At 59.3% G+C, this 16,382-nt stretch carries 17 protein-coding genes and 1 pseudogene; 5 read left to right on the plus strand and 13 right to left on the minus strand.

The genetic code is table 11. The annotated features are described in order from the left end of the window. Positions 1-47 precede the first annotated feature (47 nt). Positions 48-563 carry a 3-hydroxyacyl-[acyl-carrier-protein] dehydratase FabA gene (gene fabA, locus ACO77H_RS19380; RefSeq protein WP_003210552.1) on the plus strand — a complete coding sequence of 172 codons (516 nt, stop codon included), beginning with the start codon at positions 48-50 and terminating at the stop codon, positions 561-563. Between the two features lie 11 nt (positions 564-574). Next, positions 575-1,795, plus strand: a complete 1,221-nt coding sequence (fabB, locus tag ACO77H_RS19385) for a beta-ketoacyl-ACP synthase I (protein WP_170042649.1) — start codon at positions 575-577, stop codon at positions 1,793-1,795. 184 nt (positions 1,796-1,979) lie between these two features. On the opposite strand, the gene ACO77H_RS19390 is transcribed toward fabB, so the two are convergent. The 4 genes and pseudogenes from ACO77H_RS19390 to ACO77H_RS19405 all read right to left on the minus strand — a co-directional run bounded on the left by ACO77H_RS19390 (position 1,980) and on the right by ACO77H_RS19405 (position 5,281). Continuing rightward, positions 1,980-2,843, minus strand: coding sequence for a methyl-accepting chemotaxis protein (locus ACO77H_RS19390; protein WP_432755773.1), 864 nt, complete (start codon positions 2,841-2,843; stop codon positions 1,980-1,982). A gap of 39 nt (positions 2,844-2,882) precedes the next feature. Beyond that, positions 2,883-3,605 (minus strand): annotated as a pseudogene (locus ACO77H_RS19395) (MCP four helix bundle domain-containing protein); the annotation flags it as partial. A gap of 139 nt (positions 3,606-3,744) precedes the next feature. Beyond that, positions 3,745-4,209 carry a DUF3859 domain-containing protein gene (locus tag ACO77H_RS19400; protein ID WP_169956500.1) on the minus strand — a complete coding sequence of 155 codons (465 nt, stop codon included), beginning with the start codon at positions 4,207-4,209 and terminating at the stop codon, positions 3,745-3,747. A gap of 67 nt (positions 4,210-4,276) precedes the next feature. After that, positions 4,277-5,281: an amidohydrolase family protein gene (locus tag ACO77H_RS19405; protein WP_432754453.1), complete on the minus strand. Its 1,005-nt coding sequence runs from the start codon at positions 5,279-5,281 to the stop codon at positions 4,277-4,279. 140 nt (positions 5,282-5,421) lie between these two features. Between ACO77H_RS19405 and ACO77H_RS19410 the strand changes: the two genes are divergently transcribed. Then, a complete protein-coding gene (locus ACO77H_RS19410) occupies positions 5,422-5,838 on the plus strand; it encodes an OsmC family protein (RefSeq protein WP_170042647.1) in 417 nt (138 codons plus the stop codon). 64 nt (positions 5,839-5,902) lie between these two features. Then, positions 5,903-6,769 carry a pirin family protein gene (locus ACO77H_RS19415; RefSeq protein ID WP_432754454.1) on the plus strand — a complete coding sequence of 289 codons (867 nt, stop codon included), beginning with the start codon at positions 5,903-5,905 and terminating at the stop codon, positions 6,767-6,769. A 93-nt stretch (positions 6,770-6,862) separates the two neighbouring features. Here the strand turns inward: ACO77H_RS19415 and ACO77H_RS19420 are convergent, their stop codons facing one another. The 4 genes from ACO77H_RS19420 to ACO77H_RS19435 all read right to left on the minus strand — a co-directional run bounded on the left by ACO77H_RS19420 (position 6,863) and on the right by ACO77H_RS19435 (position 10,590). Then, complete coding sequence (locus ACO77H_RS19420; protein ID WP_169956492.1) at positions 6,863-7,591, minus strand: dienelactone hydrolase family protein; 729 nt, start codon at positions 7,589-7,591, stop codon at positions 6,863-6,865. A 67-nt stretch (positions 7,592-7,658) separates the two neighbouring features. After that, positions 7,659-9,563, minus strand: a complete 1,905-nt coding sequence (gene htpG / locus ACO77H_RS19425; protein WP_432754455.1) for a molecular chaperone HtpG — start codon at positions 9,561-9,563, stop codon at positions 7,659-7,661. Positions 9,564-9,652: 89 nt separating this feature from the next. Further along, entirely contained in the window at positions 9,653-10,117 is a 465-nt protein-coding gene (locus ACO77H_RS19430; protein WP_169956488.1) for a PaaI family thioesterase, read from the minus strand. Then, on the minus strand, positions 10,114-10,590 hold the full coding sequence (locus ACO77H_RS19435) for a PaaI family thioesterase (protein WP_172312808.1): 477 nt from the start codon (positions 10,588-10,590) through the stop codon (positions 10,114-10,116). Before ACO77H_RS19435 ends, ACO77H_RS19430 begins: the two co-directional genes overlap by 4 nt. A 158-nt stretch (positions 10,591-10,748) precedes the next feature. Between ACO77H_RS19435 and ACO77H_RS19440 the strand changes: the two genes are divergently transcribed. Next, positions 10,749-11,000 carry a hypothetical protein gene (locus ACO77H_RS19440; RefSeq protein ID WP_029292691.1) on the plus strand — a complete coding sequence of 84 codons (252 nt, stop codon included), beginning with the start codon at positions 10,749-10,751 and terminating at the stop codon, positions 10,998-11,000. Between the two features lie 73 nt (positions 11,001-11,073). Here ACO77H_RS19440 and ACO77H_RS19445 read toward each other — a convergent pair whose 3' ends face one another. The 5 genes from ACO77H_RS19445 to sucC all read right to left on the minus strand — a co-directional run bounded on the left by ACO77H_RS19445 (position 11,074) and on the right by sucC (position 16,189). Beyond that, entirely contained in the window at positions 11,074-11,475 is a 402-nt protein-coding gene (locus ACO77H_RS19445; RefSeq protein WP_169956484.1) for an MAPEG family protein, read from the minus strand. Continuing rightward, entirely contained in the window at positions 11,472-12,212 is a 741-nt protein-coding gene (locus ACO77H_RS19450) for a DUF599 domain-containing protein (RefSeq protein WP_169956482.1), read from the minus strand. The genes ACO77H_RS19445 and ACO77H_RS19450 overlap by 4 nt, the downstream gene beginning before the upstream one ends. Before the next feature lie 199 nt (positions 12,213-12,411). Then, the gene (gene brnQ, locus ACO77H_RS19455) at positions 12,412-13,725 is read right to left on the minus strand and encodes a branched-chain amino acid transport system II carrier protein (protein WP_169956480.1); all 1,314 of its coding nucleotides are present in this window, start codon (positions 13,723-13,725) and stop codon (positions 12,412-12,414) included. A gap of 416 nt (positions 13,726-14,141) precedes the next feature. After that, positions 14,142-15,023, minus strand: a complete 882-nt coding sequence (gene sucD, locus ACO77H_RS19460; protein WP_057438865.1) for a succinate--CoA ligase subunit alpha — start codon at positions 15,021-15,023, stop codon at positions 14,142-14,144. Next, positions 15,023-16,189, minus strand: coding sequence for an ADP-forming succinate--CoA ligase subunit beta (gene sucC / locus ACO77H_RS19465; RefSeq protein WP_003233235.1), 1,167 nt, complete (start codon positions 16,187-16,189; stop codon positions 15,023-15,025). Before sucC ends, sucD begins: the two co-directional genes overlap by 1 nt. Positions 16,190-16,382 lie beyond the last annotated feature (193 nt).

Genomic DNA, 16,382 nt, shown 5'->3' on the forward strand with positions numbered 1-16,382 from the left:
GGGAAGATTTACCCGGCCCTGCCGCATGGGATTATTGAGGAGCTCGCATGACCAAACAAAACGCCTTTACCCGGGAAGACCTGCTGCGCTGCAGTCGCGGTGAGCTGTTCGGCCCAGGTAACGCGCAACTGCCCGCCCCTAACATGCTGATGGTGGATCGCATCACCCATATCAGCGAAGAGGGTGGCAAGTACGGCAAAGGTGAATTGGTCGCCGAGCTGGATATCACCCCGGACCTGTGGTTCTTCGCCTGCCATTTCGAAGGTGACCCAGTGATGCCAGGCTGCCTGGGCCTGGATGCCATGTGGCAACTGGTCGGTTTCTACCTAGGCTGGCAAGGCCTGCCGGGCCGCGGTCGCGCCTTGGGTTCGGGCGAAGTGAAGTTCTTTGGCCAGGTCCTGCCGACCGCCAAGAAAGTCACCTACAACATTCAAATCAAGCGCGTCCTCAAGGGCAAGCTGAACCTGGCCATTGCCGACGGTTCGGTGACTGTCGACGGTCGCGAGATCTACACCGCCGAAGGCCTTCGCGTCGGCGTGTTCACTTCCACTGACAACTTTTAAGGGTTATCCGCATGCGCCGCGTCGTTATCACTGGTCTGGGCATCGTTTCGTGCCTGGGCAATGACAAAGAGACCGTCTCCGCTAACCTGCGTGCAAGTCGCCCTGGCATCCGCTTCAACCCGGAATATGCCGAAATGGGTCTGCGTAGCCAGGTTTCCGGCTCCATCGACCTCCCCCTCGAAGAACTGATCGATCGCAAGATCTATCGCTTCGTTGGCCACGCCGCAGCTTATGCCTACCTGGCCATGAAAGACGCAATCGCCGACTCCGGCCTGAGCGACGACCAGGTGTCCAACGTACGCACCGGCCTGATCGCAGGCTCCGGTGGCGCGTCGACCTTGAACCAGATGGAAGCGCTGGACATCCTGCGCGAGAAAGGCGTCAAGCGCGTTGGCCCGTACCGCGTCACGCGGACCATGGGCAGCACCGTTTCCGCATGCCTGGCCACGCCATTCCAGATCAAGGGCGTGAACTACTCGATCTCCTCCGCCTGCGCCACCAGTGCTCACTGCATTGGCACCGCGGTCGAGCAGATCCAGCTGGGCAAGCAAGACATCGTATTCGCCGGTGGCGGTGAAGAAGAACACTGGAGCCAATCGTTCCTGTTCGACGCCATGGGCGCGCTGTCCACCCAGTACAACGAAACCCCGGAAAAAGCCTCCCGTGCCTACGACGCCAAGCGTGACGGTTTCGTCATCGCCGGTGGTGGCGGCATGGTAGTGGTCGAGGAGCTGGAACACGCCCTGGCCCGTGGCGCGAAGATCTACGCGGAAATCGTCGGCTACGGCGCGACTTCCGACGGCTACGACATGGTTGCGCCAAGCGGCGAAGGTGCCATCCGTTGCATGCAGATGGCCATGTCCACCGTGGATACGCCAATCGACTACCTGAACACCCATGGCACCTCCACTCCGGTGGGCGATGCCAAGGAAATGGAAGGCGTGCGTGCGGTATTCGGCGACAAGGCTCCGGCCATCAGCTCCACCAAGAGCCTGTCGGGTCACTCCCTGGGCGCCGCCGGCGTTCACGAAGCGATCTACTGCCTGCTGATGATGGAAGGCAACTTCATGGCCGGTTCGGCCAACATCGAAGAGCTGGACCCAGCCGTGGCTGATATGCCGATCCTGACCAAGACCCGTGAAGATGCCACCATCAACACGGTCATGAGCAACAGCTTCGGCTTTGGCGGCACCAATGCCACCCTGGTGCTCAAGCGCTGGCAGGGTAAGTAATACCCCGCAGGTTGTGCTTATGAAAACGCCCCGACTGGTTCGGGGCGTTTTTTATTGGGCGGGGGTTTATTCAAGGCCGAGTCGTCTTCATCGCAGGCAAGCCAGCTCCCACATTGATCGCATTCCAACTCAGTCAACTGTGGGAGCTGGCTTGCCTGCGATGGGGCCAACCCGGTTTAAAGCCCTACACCGAAAACCGCGCCACCATGGTGTTCAAATCCACCGCCAAGCGCGACAGCTCATGACTCGCCGCACTGGTCTGGTTCGCCCCCGCCGAGGTCTGCATCGCCAGGTCGCGAATATTCATCAGGTTGCGATCCACCTCCCGCGCCACCGCTGCCTGCTGCTCCGAGGCGCTGGCAATCACCAGGTTGCGCTCATTGATCAGGGTAAACGCCGAGGCAATCTCCTCCAGCGCAGTGCCCGCTGACTTGGCAATGTCCAGGGTCGCTCGCGCCCGACCGTTGCTCTGTTGCATGGCGCTGACCGCCTGATCGGTGCCCTGCTGAATCCCACCGATCATCTGCTCGATTTCCTGGGTCGATTGCTGGGTGCGATGGGCCAGGGCCCGCACTTCATCGGCCACCACCGCAAAACCACGCCCGGCCTCGCCGGCCCGCGCCGCCTCGATTGCCGCATTCAGCGCCAGCAGATTGGTCTGTTCGGCAATCGCGCGGATTACATCCAGCACCTTGCTGATGCCGTACACCTTCTGCGCCAGGTCCTCGACCTGGGTGGCGTTGGCGGTCACGTCGTCGGCCAGGGACTCAATCGACAGCACCGTCTGATGCACCTGCTCGCGCCCCTGCTGGGCAATGCGATCGGATTCGCGCGAGGCCTGGGAGGTAGCCACCGCGTTACTGGCCACCTCCTCCACCGCGGCGGTCATCTGATTGACCGCCGTGGCGGCCTGTTCGATTTCCTGGCTTTGCTGGTGCAGGCCACGGGTGGCGTCTTCGGTGACCGAACTGAGCTCCTCGGAAGCAGAGGCCAATTGGCTGGAGGATTGGGAAATACGCAGGATCGTCTCGCGCAGGTTTTCCTGCATGCTCTTGAGCGCCTGTTGCAGGCGCGCTGGCTCGTCCTTGCCGCTGACGGTGATCTCGCCGGTCAAGTCGCCGCTGGCCACCCCCTGGGCGACCCTCACCGACTGCGCCAGTGGCAATACGATGCTGCGGGTCAACAACACCGCCAGGCCCACGGTAATCAGCGCGGTCAGGGCAATCATGCCGATCACCCAGACTCGCGATTGACTGAACACTTGCTGGGCCAGGGTGGCCGCCTGGTTGGCGCTGACCTTGTTGAGGGTAACCAGTTCGCCGAGGGTACCGGCCAACGCGTCGGCCAGGTGGTTCATCTCGCCGTTGACCACCTTGATCGCGTCTTCCACCTGGTTCTGCCGGGAAAACGCCATGACCTGCTCCTGGCGTTGCAGGTATTGCTGCTCCTCGAGCTTGAAGCGGTCAAACAGCACCCGCTCCTGGGGCAGGACGATCAGGGCATCGTACAGCGACTGCGCGTTGTGCAACTGCTTTTTGATATCGAGGATTTTCTGTTCATTCTGCGCCACCGCCTGTGGGTCGCGGTTGACCAACAGTCGCAAGGTCAAGGCCCGTACCCGCAGCAGGTCCTGATTCATTTCGCCGACGGCCATCACGCTGGGCAGCCAGTTGGTTTCCACCTGGTCCGACTGCGCACGCATATTGGCCATTTGCACCAAGGCGAACCCGCCGAGCACAAACACCATCAACGCCAACAATCCAAAACCCAGGCCTGCACGTGGAGCGATATTGAGACTTCGGATACTCATTGCTCGGACTCCTTCCAAGAGCGCTGCATCCACCTGCAGCGGGTTGCTCTTGAAAGGTATCGGCGTCTTCGACTTTTTGCGTAAGACGAAAACGCGATATCAAAACGCCTTTATCTGCCTAGCCCATGACTGTAGCGATTCAGCGCACGGTAAAGCTCTTCTGGGTCAGCAGGCGATCGCCCTGGAACACCATGAATCGCCACTCGCCCGGCACCACCTCGTGGCTTTCGGTGAACTCGTAGGCCATCACGTCCTGAGGCGCACCGGGCACCAGTTTCTGGGTCACTTCGAATTTGTCATGCCGCTGGCCATCAGCCGTGCGGATGCCTGGGGTGAAATAGAGCAAGGTCAGCGGCGTGTCTTCGGCGACCTTGCCCAACAACTGATAACGCAGGCCGAACTTGGTGCCCAGCTTGGCCGGCACCACGGTAGTGGCCTGGATCTGTTCGTTGCTGCGGCGCAACACACGCTCGCCCGACTGCAACTCGGCTTTCGGGCCTTCGAACACGCCGAACTCTACCGGGCCTTCGATACGGACTTCGGCGCCAGCCAGGCCGCTGATCATCATCAATGCCGCCAGGGCGCTTAAACGGGTGAGGTGCATAGTGGGCTCCTTGAGTGAGATGGCGGGAGCTTATGACACCGGTATGACGGGACGATGACAAACCCGATCAGCGCGCCTTGGGCAAAATCGCCAGGAAATTGTCCCGTGCGACTTTTCGCGCGACGTCTTCAGGCAAGGCATCGAGGAAGGGATTGAAGCTGCGCATTTCCTTACCCAACTTATTGAACCGCCCTACAACATCAGACCCCAGCATAAAGCGCTCCGGAAAGCGCTCCACCAGTTTCAACCACTCCTGCCGGGGCTTTCCCGCATCGTCGAGCAAGTACGGCGTGAGCACGCTCCAGGACAGGTCGATGTACAGGTTGGGATACGCCTCAAGCATGCGGCTCAAGGTCGGCAACAGGAAATCCAACTGCGTCTGGTGCCGGTGGATTTCCATGCTGGTGCCGGCATGGGCCCAGATAAACCGGGTGTGCGGATGATTGCGCAGTGGTTCTTCGATTTCTGCCAGATACAGGGGGTTGCGTTCGCGCTTGGAGGTGATGTTGGAATGCACCAGTACTGGCAGGTCATTCTCGGCGGCCAGGTGATAGATGCGCGTCATGGCCTCGTTATTGGCCCGCGGCGTATCACCGGAGGTCAGCGCGGTCAGGTCATCGTGGCGGGTGAACACTTCGCCGATGCCCTGCCACAGGCCCGGATAGAGGTCGAGCATGCGCTGGATATGGGCCTCGGAGTTCTTGTCGTTGGGGTTGAAGCCGCTGAGGAACGGGTGCAAATGCTGGCGCTGCTCGGGGGCCAGCTTGCTGACCGCTGCGGCGACGATCACATCGGTGGCGCTGTACCAGTAGGCATCCGCGTCATCCCCGGCGTAATAGCGCGGGCGCTTGGGTTCGTCTTCATGCCATTTTTTCGCCACCGGGACGCCGGAAATCATCACATGCTCAATGCGACTGTCGGCCATGGCCTTGAGCAGCTTGTCCATGCCAGCTGTCTCCTGGAAGAAGTCGACGTAATGCAGGTGCGCGTCGCTGTAGGCATAGTCGCGGGCCTGTACGGCAAGGCTGCTGGCGGCAAGCAACAGGACGAGGGGCAGGCGGGTCCAGGGCACGGTAAAACCTCAACAGGGGATAAGTGCGGTAGACCTGCGACGGCGTGCCGGGGTTCATCCGATAAAAAACGCGGAACACTCAGGTGCCAGCATGCTCTATAACTGCATGACCTTCATCCTGCCACCTAGTGAGGCTTGCCATGCCTGTTATCGTCAATACGCTGAACACCGAGAATTTTCGCCATAGCGTCAACATCAATAACCATGAGCTGTTTACCGACCTGCCCAAGACCCTGGGTGGCGACGACTCGGCGCCCTCGCCCCACGATTACTTCGACGCGGCGCTGGCCTCGTGCAAGGCGCTGACCGTCAAGCTGTATGCGCAGAAAAAGGACATCCCCCTGACCGGTGTGACCGTGGAAGTCACCCACGACAGCACCGAGGAACAAAAGGGCAAGTACAAGCTCAACGTCAAGCTGACCCTCAAGGGCGTGCTCACCGATGAGCAGCGCGCCGAGCTGCATCGCGTGGCCGACAAGTGCCCGGTGCATAAACTGATGACTACCGCCGAGATCAGCATCGAGACCCGGCTTGCCGAAGGCGCGTTCAGCCAATAACACCGATTCCCTGTCTGGCGGGTTATGCTCAAGCCCTACAAACCCGCTCAGACAGGGACGCTCCATGACCACCGTGACCGTGATTCGCCCGCGCGCCGAAGATGTCGAAGGCCAACCGATCCTGCGCCCGCTGCCCTCGCGGGAATGCCGCAGCGTCGGGCCTTTCGTGTTTTTCGACCATATGCTCCAGACCCGCTACGCCCCCGGCAGTGGCATGAATATCCGCCAGCATCCGCATATCGGCTTGTCCACTCTCACCTACCTGTTTGAAGGCGAACTGCTGCACAAAGACAGCCTCGGCTCCGATCAAGTGGTGCAGGCCGGTGATGTCAGCTGGATGACCGCCGGCAGCGCCATTGCCCACGTCGAACGCACACCCGACGCGCTCAAGGCCAAGGGGTTCGAGCTGCATGGCCTGCAGGTGTGGCTGGCCTCGCCCAAGGCACACGAGCAAGGGCCGGGGCATTACAGCCATCACCCTGCCAACAGCTTGCCGGTCAGTGACAACCTCGGCGTGGCGATCCGCATGATCGCCGGCAATGGCTTTTGCCTGGAATCACCGGTGCCGGTGCTGTCGCCGACGCTGTATGCCGAGGCTCATATGCAAACCGCCACCACCCTGCTGATTCCTGATGAGCATGAGGAACGGGCGGTGTATGTGCTCGACGGTGATGCGCAGTTGGATGGCGAACCTTTGGCAGTCCATAGCCTGGTGGTGTTGCCGGCGGGCCAGAGCATGACGCTGTTTGCCGAAACCGACTGCCATCTGGTGATCTTCGGCGGCGCGCCGCTGGATGGGCCTCGGCGGATCAACTGGAACTTTGTCGCCAGTGATCCGGCGTTGATCGAACAGGCTCGCCAGCGCTGGGCGGCTGGGGATTGGCCGACGGTGCCAGGGGAGACAGGGAGAATTGAGTTGCCTCTGAGATAGCTATCGTGGGCAAGCCCGCTCCCACAGCTGGCATGCATTCCAAAATGTGGGAGCGGGCTTGCCCGCGATGGGGCCAACTCAAGCGCTAAATGTTCAGCCCTTGAACACTTCATCCAACAAATTATGCATCGCCTGGAACGCCCGCCCGGCAGTCTTGGCGTCGTACATCATCTTGCCCGGCACATTCGCCTGCGGGTCAGTGAACGAATGCACCGCGCCACCGTAGCTCAGCAATTGCCAATCCACCCCGGCCGCGTTCATCTCATCTTCAAAGGCAGGCAACTGCTCCCTGGGCACCAACGGGTCAGACGCTCCATGCAGCACCAGCACCGAACCCTTGATGCGCTTGGCATCCGCCGGGTTTGGCGTATCGAGGGTGCCATGGAACGACACCGCTGCCTTCAGCGGCGCCCCGGTACGTGCCAGCTCCAGTGAACAGCAACCGCCAAAACAGAAGCCAAAGGTCGCCAGCTTCGAGGTATCGACCGCGGCTTCGGCCTGACCTTGCAGTTGCGCAAAAGCCGCCTGCATGCGCTTGTTCAGCAAGCCACGGTCATTTTTCAACGGCATCATCGCGGCGCCAGCTTCATCGCCATTGGACGGGCGCACCTGTTGCCCGTACAGATCGGCGATCAACACCACATAGCCCTTGCCGGCCACGGCCTTGGCGATCTCTTCGGCGCCTGCGCTGACGCCCATCCAGTTCGGCGCCATCAACAGGCCCGGCAGCGGGTCCGTGTGGCTGGCATCGAAGGCCAGGCGGCTTTCATAAGACTGGCCATCAATCTGATAGACCACGGAACGCACGGTGACTTGGCTCATCATCTTCTCCAGTTGATATGCACGAGAACGAAAAACCCCGCCGAAGCGGGGTTTTCTTGCAGCGTTGTTAAACCGACAGTTCAACCAACAGCTTGTTCAGTCGGCGCACGTAGGCGGCCGGGTCTTTCAAGCTGTCCCCTGCGGCCAGGGCCGCCTGGTCGAAGAGGATGTGCGACAGGTCGCCAAAACGCTCTTCGCTCTGCTCGCCGTCGAGTTTCTCGATCAGCGGGTGAGCCGGGTTGAATTCGAAGATCGGCTTGGAATCCGGCACCTTCTGCCCGCTGGCTTCAAGGATCTGGCGCATTTGCATGCCCAGGTCCTGCTCGCCGATGGCCAGGATCGCCGGGGAGTCGGTCAGACGGTGGGAAACCCGCACTTCGCTGACGGCATCGCCCAGTGCGGTCTTGATGCGCTCAACCAGGCCTTCTTTGGCCTTGGCCACTTCTTCGGCTTCTTTCTTCTCTTCTTCGGAGTCCAGGTTACCCAGGTCTAGGTCACCACGGGCCACGTCGACGAAGGACTTACCGTCGAACTCGCTGAGGTAGCTCATCAGCCACTCGTCGATACGGTCGGTGAGCAGCAGCACTTCGATGCCTTTCTTGCGGAAGACTTCCAGGTGCGGGCTGTTCTTGACCTGGGCGTAGGTTTCGCCGGTCAGGTAGTAGATCTTGTCCTGACCTTCCTTGGCGCGCGCCAGGTACTCGGCCAGGGACACCACCTGCTCGCCGTCCTCGCCTTGAGTCGAGGCAAAACGCAGCAGGCCGGCGATTTTTTCCTTGTTGGCGAAATCTTCTGCCGGGCCTTCCTTCATGACCTGGCCGAAGTTTTTCCAGAAGCCCTTGTATTGCTCAGGCTCGTTCTTCGCCAGTTTTTCCAGCATGTCCAGCACACGCTTGGTCAGCGCCGACTTCATGGAATCGATGATCGGGTCTTTCTGCAGGATTTCCCGCGACACGTTCAGCGACAGGTCGTTGGAGTCAACCACGCCCTTGATAAAGCGCAGGTACAGCGGCAGGAAGGATTCCGCCTGATCCATCACGAATACGCGCTGCACATACAGCTTCAGGCCTTTCGGCGCTTCGCGCTGGTACAGGTCGAACGGAGCGCGGGCTGGGACGTACAGCAGCGAGCTGTATTCCAGCTTGCCTTCGACCTTGTTGTGGCTCCAGCTCAGCGGATTTTCGTAGTCATGGGCGATGTGCTTGTAGAACTCCTGGTACTCCTCGTCCTTGACCTCGGTACGCGGACGGGTCCACAGGGCGCTGGCGCGGTTGACCACTTCCCATTCCTGGGCAGGAGCCTCCTCGCCTTCGGCCGCCGCTTGTTCTTTCGGCAGTTCGATGGGCAGCGCGATGTGGTCGGAGTACTTCTTGATGATGTTGCGCAGGCGCCAGCCATCGGCGAATTCGTCTTCACCGGACTTCAGGTGCAGCACGATGCGGGTACCGCGATCAGCCTTGTCGACGGTGGCGATTTCAAATTCGCCCTCGCCTTTGGAAGACCAGTGCACGCCTTCGCTGGCGTCGAGACCGGCGCGGCGGCTGAACACTTCAACTTTGCCGGCGACGATAAAGGCCGAGTAGAAGCCCACGCCGAACTGGCCGATCAGGTGCGAATCTTTCTTCTGATCGCCCGAGAGGTTTTTCATGAAGTCGGCGGTGCCGGATTTGGCGATGGTGCCCAAATGGGTAATCGCGTCTTCACGGCTCATGCCGATGCCGTTGTCTTCGAGCGTGACGGTCTTGGCGTCCTTGTCGAAGCTCACACGGATTTTCAGTTCTGCGCCACCTTCCAGCAACTCAGGCTTGGACAGGGCTTCGAAACGTAATTTGTCGACAGCGTCAGAGGCGTTCGAGATCAATTCGCGAAGGAAGATTTCCTTGTTGGAATACAGCGAATGGATCATGAGGTGCAGCAGTTGCTTCACCTCGGTCTGGAAGCCCAGGGTTTCCTTTTGAGTTTCCACACTCATGGTCATCAAACTCCAATTGGATGGCAGTGGCCGCGCCCTAGAGGGTTGGCGGCGGGTTGTCATCAAAGTTGGGGGCTAAGACCAGGATTTCAAGGGTGGCCCTGCTCCTGAATCTTGAAATGCGCGCGAGCGGTAGCGATGGGCTCGGCAGGGGTGCTCTGCCAGGCAGTGATCGCCACATTGGCCACCCGCCGTCCCTGGCGCCACACCTGGCAGGTTGCGTAGGTGTCGCGAAACTGCCCGGCCCGCAAGTAATCCAGGGAAAAATCGACGATCTTCGGCAGGCCTGTTTCAACCCGTGGGGTGCCTGTAGCCACCCATAGATGAAAGGCCGCCGACAACTCCATAAACCCTGCGATCACCCCGCCATGGATGGCCGGCAATATCGGGTTACCAATATTGTCCTTGTTCGCCGGCATGCGGAACAACAACTCATCCCCCAGTCGCGTGCACTCGACGCCGATCAGGCGGGCATAGGGAATCAACTCGAGCAACGCCTTATAGTCGCCGCGTTGGTGGGCCTGCTGCATCCGGGTCTTGAATTGATGGGTCATGCCTGTTCTCCCTTGATGCTACTGCCCAGCCCCTTGGTGCCCTTCAATCGCTTGCCCATGCGCATGAACGTGCCCACTACATGGGCAATCGGCTGCTGGGGATCGTCCTGGTAAGCAAAGCCCCGGGTGAAAATCACATCGGTGGTCACCCGATAACATTGGGCAAAGCCAAACACCGTCTTGTGCGGCTCGGCCGGGTGCATGTAGTCAATGCGCAGATCCAGGGTCGGGCAGACCTCGAACTCCGGCAGCACGCACAGGGTGGCCATGCCACAGGCGGTGTCCATCAGCGAGGTCAAGGCGCCGCCATGGATGATCCCGGTTTGCGGATCGCCGACGATCTGCGGGCTGTAGGGCAGGCACAAGGTCATGCCCTCGGTGTTTGCATCATGTACCTGGATCCCCAGCACCTGACAGTGGCGCAGGGCTGAGACAAAACGTGCGGCACGCTCTAAAAGGGGGCTATCGGTCATTGGATAAAGACTCTTATTAGTAGTGATCCGGCGAAACAAATACCCCGGAAGAAAGTTCCTTGGCAAAACGGCTTATATATCTGTGGGATTAAAGGAACTAATGCGTGCACCCCATGCTCGAAAGGCCAGTAGATATCTTCAATAAGGAGAAACACCCCATGCGCAAGACTTTCGCTGTTTCCTTGATGTTGGCTGCCGCCCTTGGCCTCGCTGCCTGCGATAAAAAATCCGAGGACAAAGCTCAGGATGCCAACCAGCATGCTGAACAAGCTCAGGAAAAAATGAGCGAAGCTCAGGATAAAGTGAACGACGCTGCAAAAGAAAACGCCGAAGCCGCCAAAGCCCAAGCTGAATCTGACGCTGCCGCCGCTAAAGAAGCTGCACCCGCTACACCTGCAACCGGTTCCTGATACCGCGGTTTAAATACCATGTTGCAAAAGAAAGCCCGCTTAATAGCGGGCTTTACTTTGCGCGAGACTTTTATCAGATCAGCAAAGTGCGAAATGTCGGACTAAGCATCAACAACAGCGAACACAGCAACCCCACCAGCCACACCAGGCTGCGTTGCCACGCCAAGTCCGCCCAATAACACGCAAGATAGACTACCCGCGCAATCACAAAGATGATCGCCAGCCAGTCAATCAGGTAGCCCTGAGTCTGGGTGGTATGGGCCATCAATACCCCCACCGCAAACAAAATAAACGCTTCAAAACTGTTTTGATGAGCAGCCACCGCCCGCGCGCCAAAGCCGGTCAGTTGTGCCTGTTGATGGCGAGGCAGATGGTTGTCATACCCGCCCTGCTCTTTCATGGCCTTGCCCACCGGCATGCGCGCCACGAAAATCAGCAACGCGCTGATAAACACACACCAGAACGGAATACTCACGATGTTGCCTCCTTGTTCGCTTCAGGCATCGGTGCCTCTGTAGGGGTATAGACCATGACTTCCAGAACGTCGGAATGAAATTCACGCCGATACAACACCAGCACCACCCCGCTGCTCATCAGCATGAACAGCCAGGGGCTGACAAACCAGGCGAGCATGGTCATCCCGAAGTAATAGGAACGCAGGCCGAAGTTGAACTGGTTGGCGGCCATGGAGATCACCCGCGCCGCCCGCGAGGCAAACGCCTTGCGCTCCTGCTCGGAGACGTGGCGTTCACCGACCATCGGCGCTGAGCCAATCAGGATGGCGGCGAAGTTGTACTGGCGCATGCACCAACTGAAGGTAAAGAAGGCATAGACAAACACCAGGGCCAGGCACAGCAGCTTGATCTCCGACATGCCCTGGGATGCCTGCTGCACCATGGGAATGTCCGCCAGCAGCGACACCGCGCGCTCCGAGGCCCCCAGCACGGTGAGGATACCGGCGAGAATGATCAGGGTGCTGGAGGCAAAGAACGAGGCGTTGCGCTCCAGGTTGCCGATCACGCTGGCATCGGCGATGCGGTTGTCGCGCAGGAGCATGCGGCGCATCCAGTCTTCGCGATACAGGTGCAACACACTGGCGAGGCAGGCAGTGTCACGGGCTTTCCAACTGGCGTAGCGGGTGTATCCGCCCCAACAGATGACAAACCACAGCGCAGCAAGCAGGTGGATCAGGTTGGCTTCGACAAATGACATGCGGGTCCTCTAAACAATAGGGCTGGCTCACTCGGACAATGTGGGGCTTGCCTGCTCCCACCCCGACCGTGTTCCTGATCTGGAAAACTCATAACCCCTTCGACGTTAGCCCGCAAAAAAAGACACCGCCGAGCGCCCATAAAAAATGCCCCGGATCGATAGATACGGGGCATTTCGATGTCAGCGTGTAACGAACGCTTTAAGCGATGGCTTCGCTGCGCTTGCCGAGCATGCGGTCGACCCCGAATGCAGCCACCAGGGTGATCACACAAGGCACCAGCCAGGCCAGGCCTTGTTCGCTCAATGGCAGGTTCGCCATTTGAGTGGGCATCCAGCCAGCCAGGCCTGCGCCCTTGAGTGCGTCAATGGTGCCGAAGATGAACGAAACTAGCATCACCGGGCCAAGGATACGGCCATGCTCATGCCAGAAATCCTTGCAGAAACTCAGGGCGACCAGAACGATGCACGGCGGGTAGATCGCGGTCAGGACCGGGATCGAGAACGCGATCAGCTTGGTCAGCCCCAGGTTGGACACCAGCAGCGAGAATGCGGCGAGGATCACCACCAGCGTCTTGTAGGACAGTGGCAACACCCGGCTGAAGTACTCGGCGCAGGCACAAGTCAGGCCCACGGCTGTTACCAGGCACGCCAGGGAAATCAGCACCGCGAGGAAGCCGCTGCCCAGAGAGCCGAAGGTATGTTGTACGTAGGCGTGCAGTACCGCTGCGCCGTTGGCTGCACCGGCGGCCACTTCATGGCTGCCCGAACCGAGGCGGAACAGGCTGATGTACACCAATGCCAGGCCGAGGCCGGCAATCAGTCCGGCAATGATCGCGTAACGGGTGATCAGCTGTGGCGATTCAACGCCACGGGAGCGGATGGCGTTGACGATCACGATGCCAAACACCAGTGCGCCCAGGGTATCCATGGTCAGGTAACCATTGATAAAGCCCTGGGAGAACGGTGCGGCGACGTACTCTGGCGTAGCAACGCCAATATCACCCGCAGGCAGGGCAAAGGCCGCAATGCCCAGGACCGCCAGCGCAATGATCTTCAGTGGCGCGAGAAAACGGCCGACGGTATCCAACAGGCGCCCTGGATACAGGGAGATGAAGAACACCAGCAGGAAGTACACCGAGCTGTAGAGGAACAGTGCCAGCGGACTTTCGCCGGTCAGTGGCGCCAGGCCGACTTCAAAGGAGACTGTTGCGGTACGTGGCGTGGCGAACAGTGGGCCGACTGCCAGGTAGCACGCTGCAGCCAGGATGCCACCGGCGACCTTGCCGATAGGGCTGCTCAATGCGTCCATGCCACCGCCGACCTTGGCCAGGGCGATGACCGTGACCACCGGCAGGCCGACTGCAGTGATCAGGAAGCCCAGCGCTGCCATCCAGACATGGGGCCCGGACTGCAAACCGACGATAGGCGGGAAGATGATGTTACCAGCGCCTACGAACAGCGCAAAAGTCATAAAGCCCAACGCCAGGATATCCTGGCCTTTCAACACTTTCATTTGAGGAAATACCACACTACTGAATCGGAATTTAGAGGGGGATTCCCTATGGATGAGGGAAATACTGCCGGCCCTTATGGGGACCGACCGGTCTAGCACGCGGCTTCCTTTTGGGATGCGGGCGCATAAAGAGGCGGCAAGAGTACCGAATTTGTCTGACAAACGCACTGTTGCAGGGCGGACTGTCCGATAAGCGACACTTTGATGTCGCGTTTTCATACTTAACTTGGTAATAGAAACAAATGTGGGAGCGGGCTTGCTCGCGAATGCGGTGGGTCAGCACCGAATGTATCAACTGATACACCGCATTCGCGAGCAAGCCCGCTCCCACATTTTGATCTTCAGCAACCTGCAGAATGCACAAAGGCCACCCGAAGGTGGCCTTTGTGTGGTGAAGCGTCAGTTAAGCGCGAGGCTTACTTGATCGCCCAGCCAGTCAGCTCGGACAAAGCCTTGCCGATGTCTGCCAGCGAACGCACGGTTTTTACGCCTGCGTCTTCCAGGGCAGCAAACTTCTCGTCTGCAGTGCCTTTGCCGCCGGAGATGATTGCGCCAGCATGGCCCATGCGCTTGCCCGCAGGGGCAGTCACACCAGCGATGTAGGAAACAACCGGCTTGGTCACGTGTGCCTTGATGTAGGCAGCCGCTTCTTCTTCAGCCGAACCGCCGATCTCACCGATCATTACGATCGCTTCGGTCTTCGGGTCTTCCTGGAACAGTTTCAGGATGTCGATGAAGTTCGAGCCTGGGATCGGGTCACCGCCGATGCCGACGCAAGTCGACTGACCGAAACCGGCGTCAGTGGTCTGCTTCACAGCTTCGTAGGTCAGGGTGCCGGAACGGGAAACGATACCGACTTTACCTGGCAAGTGAATGTGACCTGGCATGATGCCGATCTTGCATTCGCCTGGAGTGATCACGCCTGGGCAGTTAGGGCCGATCAGGGTAACACCCAGCTCGTCGCACTTAACTTTAGCGTCCAGCATGTCCAGGGTAGGAATGCCTTCGGTGATGCAAACGATCAGCTTGATGCCGCCGAATGCTGCTTCCAGGATGGAATCCTTGCAGAAAGGAGCTGGAACGTAGATCACGCTGGCGGTGGCGCCAGTTTGAGCAACAGCTTCTTTCACGGTGTTGAACACTGGCAGGCCCAGGTGCTCGGTGCCGCCTTTGCCCGGAGTGACGCCACCGACCATCTTGGTGCCGTATTCGAGGGCTTGCTGGGTGTGGAAGCTACCTTGCGAACCGGTAATACCCTGGCAGATAACTTTGGTGTCTTTATTGATCAGGACGCTCATTATTTGCCCTCCGCAGCTTTGACAACTTGTTGAGCAGCGTCGGTCAGGCTGGTAGCAGCGATGATGTTCAAACCGCTTTCTGCCAGTACTTTAGCGCCCAGTTCAGCGTTGTTACCTTCAAGGCGTACAACAACCGGGATTTTCACGCCGACTTCTTTCACTGCACCGATGATGCCTTCGGCAATCATGTCGCAACGAACGATGCCGCCGAAGATGTTGACCAGTACTGCAGCGACGTTGGAGTCGGACAGGATGATCTTGAACGCTTCGGTAACGCGTTCTTTGGTGGCACCGCCGCCTACGTCGAGGAAGTTGGCTGGCTTGCCGCCATGCAGGTTGACGATGTCCATGGTACCCATGGCCAGGCCAGCACCGTTGACCATGCAACCGATGTTACCTTCCAGGGCTACGTAGTTCAGTTCGAACTTGGCAGCGTGCGCTTCGCGCGGATCGTCTTGCGACGGATCGTGGAAAGTCTTCAGCTTAGGCTGACGGTACATGGCGTTGGCGTCGATGTTGATCTTGGCATCGAGGCAATGCAGATCGCCGTCAGCCTTGATCACCAGCGGGTTCACTTCCAGCAGGGCCAGATCGTGATCCTGGAACAGTTTGGCCAGACCTACGAAGATCTTGGCGAACTGGGCAACTTGCTTGCCTTCCAGGCCCAGCTGGAAAGCCAGCTCGCGACCCTGGAATGGCTGAGCGCCAACCAGTGGGTCGATAGTGGCTTTCAGAATTTTTTCTGGGGTTTCGTGAGCGATCTTCTCGATGTCCACGCCACCTTCGGTGGAAGCCATGAACACGATGCGACGGCTCGAACGGTCAACGACAGCGCCCAGGTACAGCTCTTTAGCGATATCAGTGCACGATTCAACCAGGATCTTGGTGACTGGCTGGCCATTGGCGTCAGTCTGGTAAGTCACCAGACGCTTGCCCAGCCACTGCTGTGCGAAGGCCTTGGCGTCTTCTTTGCTGCGAACCAGCTTAACGCCGCCCGCTTTACCGCGACCACCAGCGTGGACCTGGGCTTTGACAACCCATTCAGTGCCGCCGATTTTGTCGCAAGCTTCTGCTGCTGCTTCCGGGGTGTCTACTGCGTAGCCCTTGGAAACTGGCAGGCCGTACTCAGCGAACAGCTGCTTACCCTGATACTCGTGAAGATTCATGCTTTTTACCGTCTTCGTTAGGTACTGCGCATTCGGCGCTGCGCTCATTATGAGTGCCGCGCCACCTGTGACTGCTGCTTGCCCAACTTCGCCGCCCTAAGGCCGGCAAAGCTGCGCAAGACTGCGTCCAGCGGGTATTCCGCGGTGAGTCTTGCGCGCAAGGCTCACGACGGGCAACCGCCGTGGTTTCTTA

The organism is Pseudomonas sp. WMBT8 (assembly GCF_050916005.1).
Lineage (GTDB): Bacteria > Pseudomonadota > Gammaproteobacteria > Pseudomonadales > Pseudomonadaceae > Aquipseudomonas.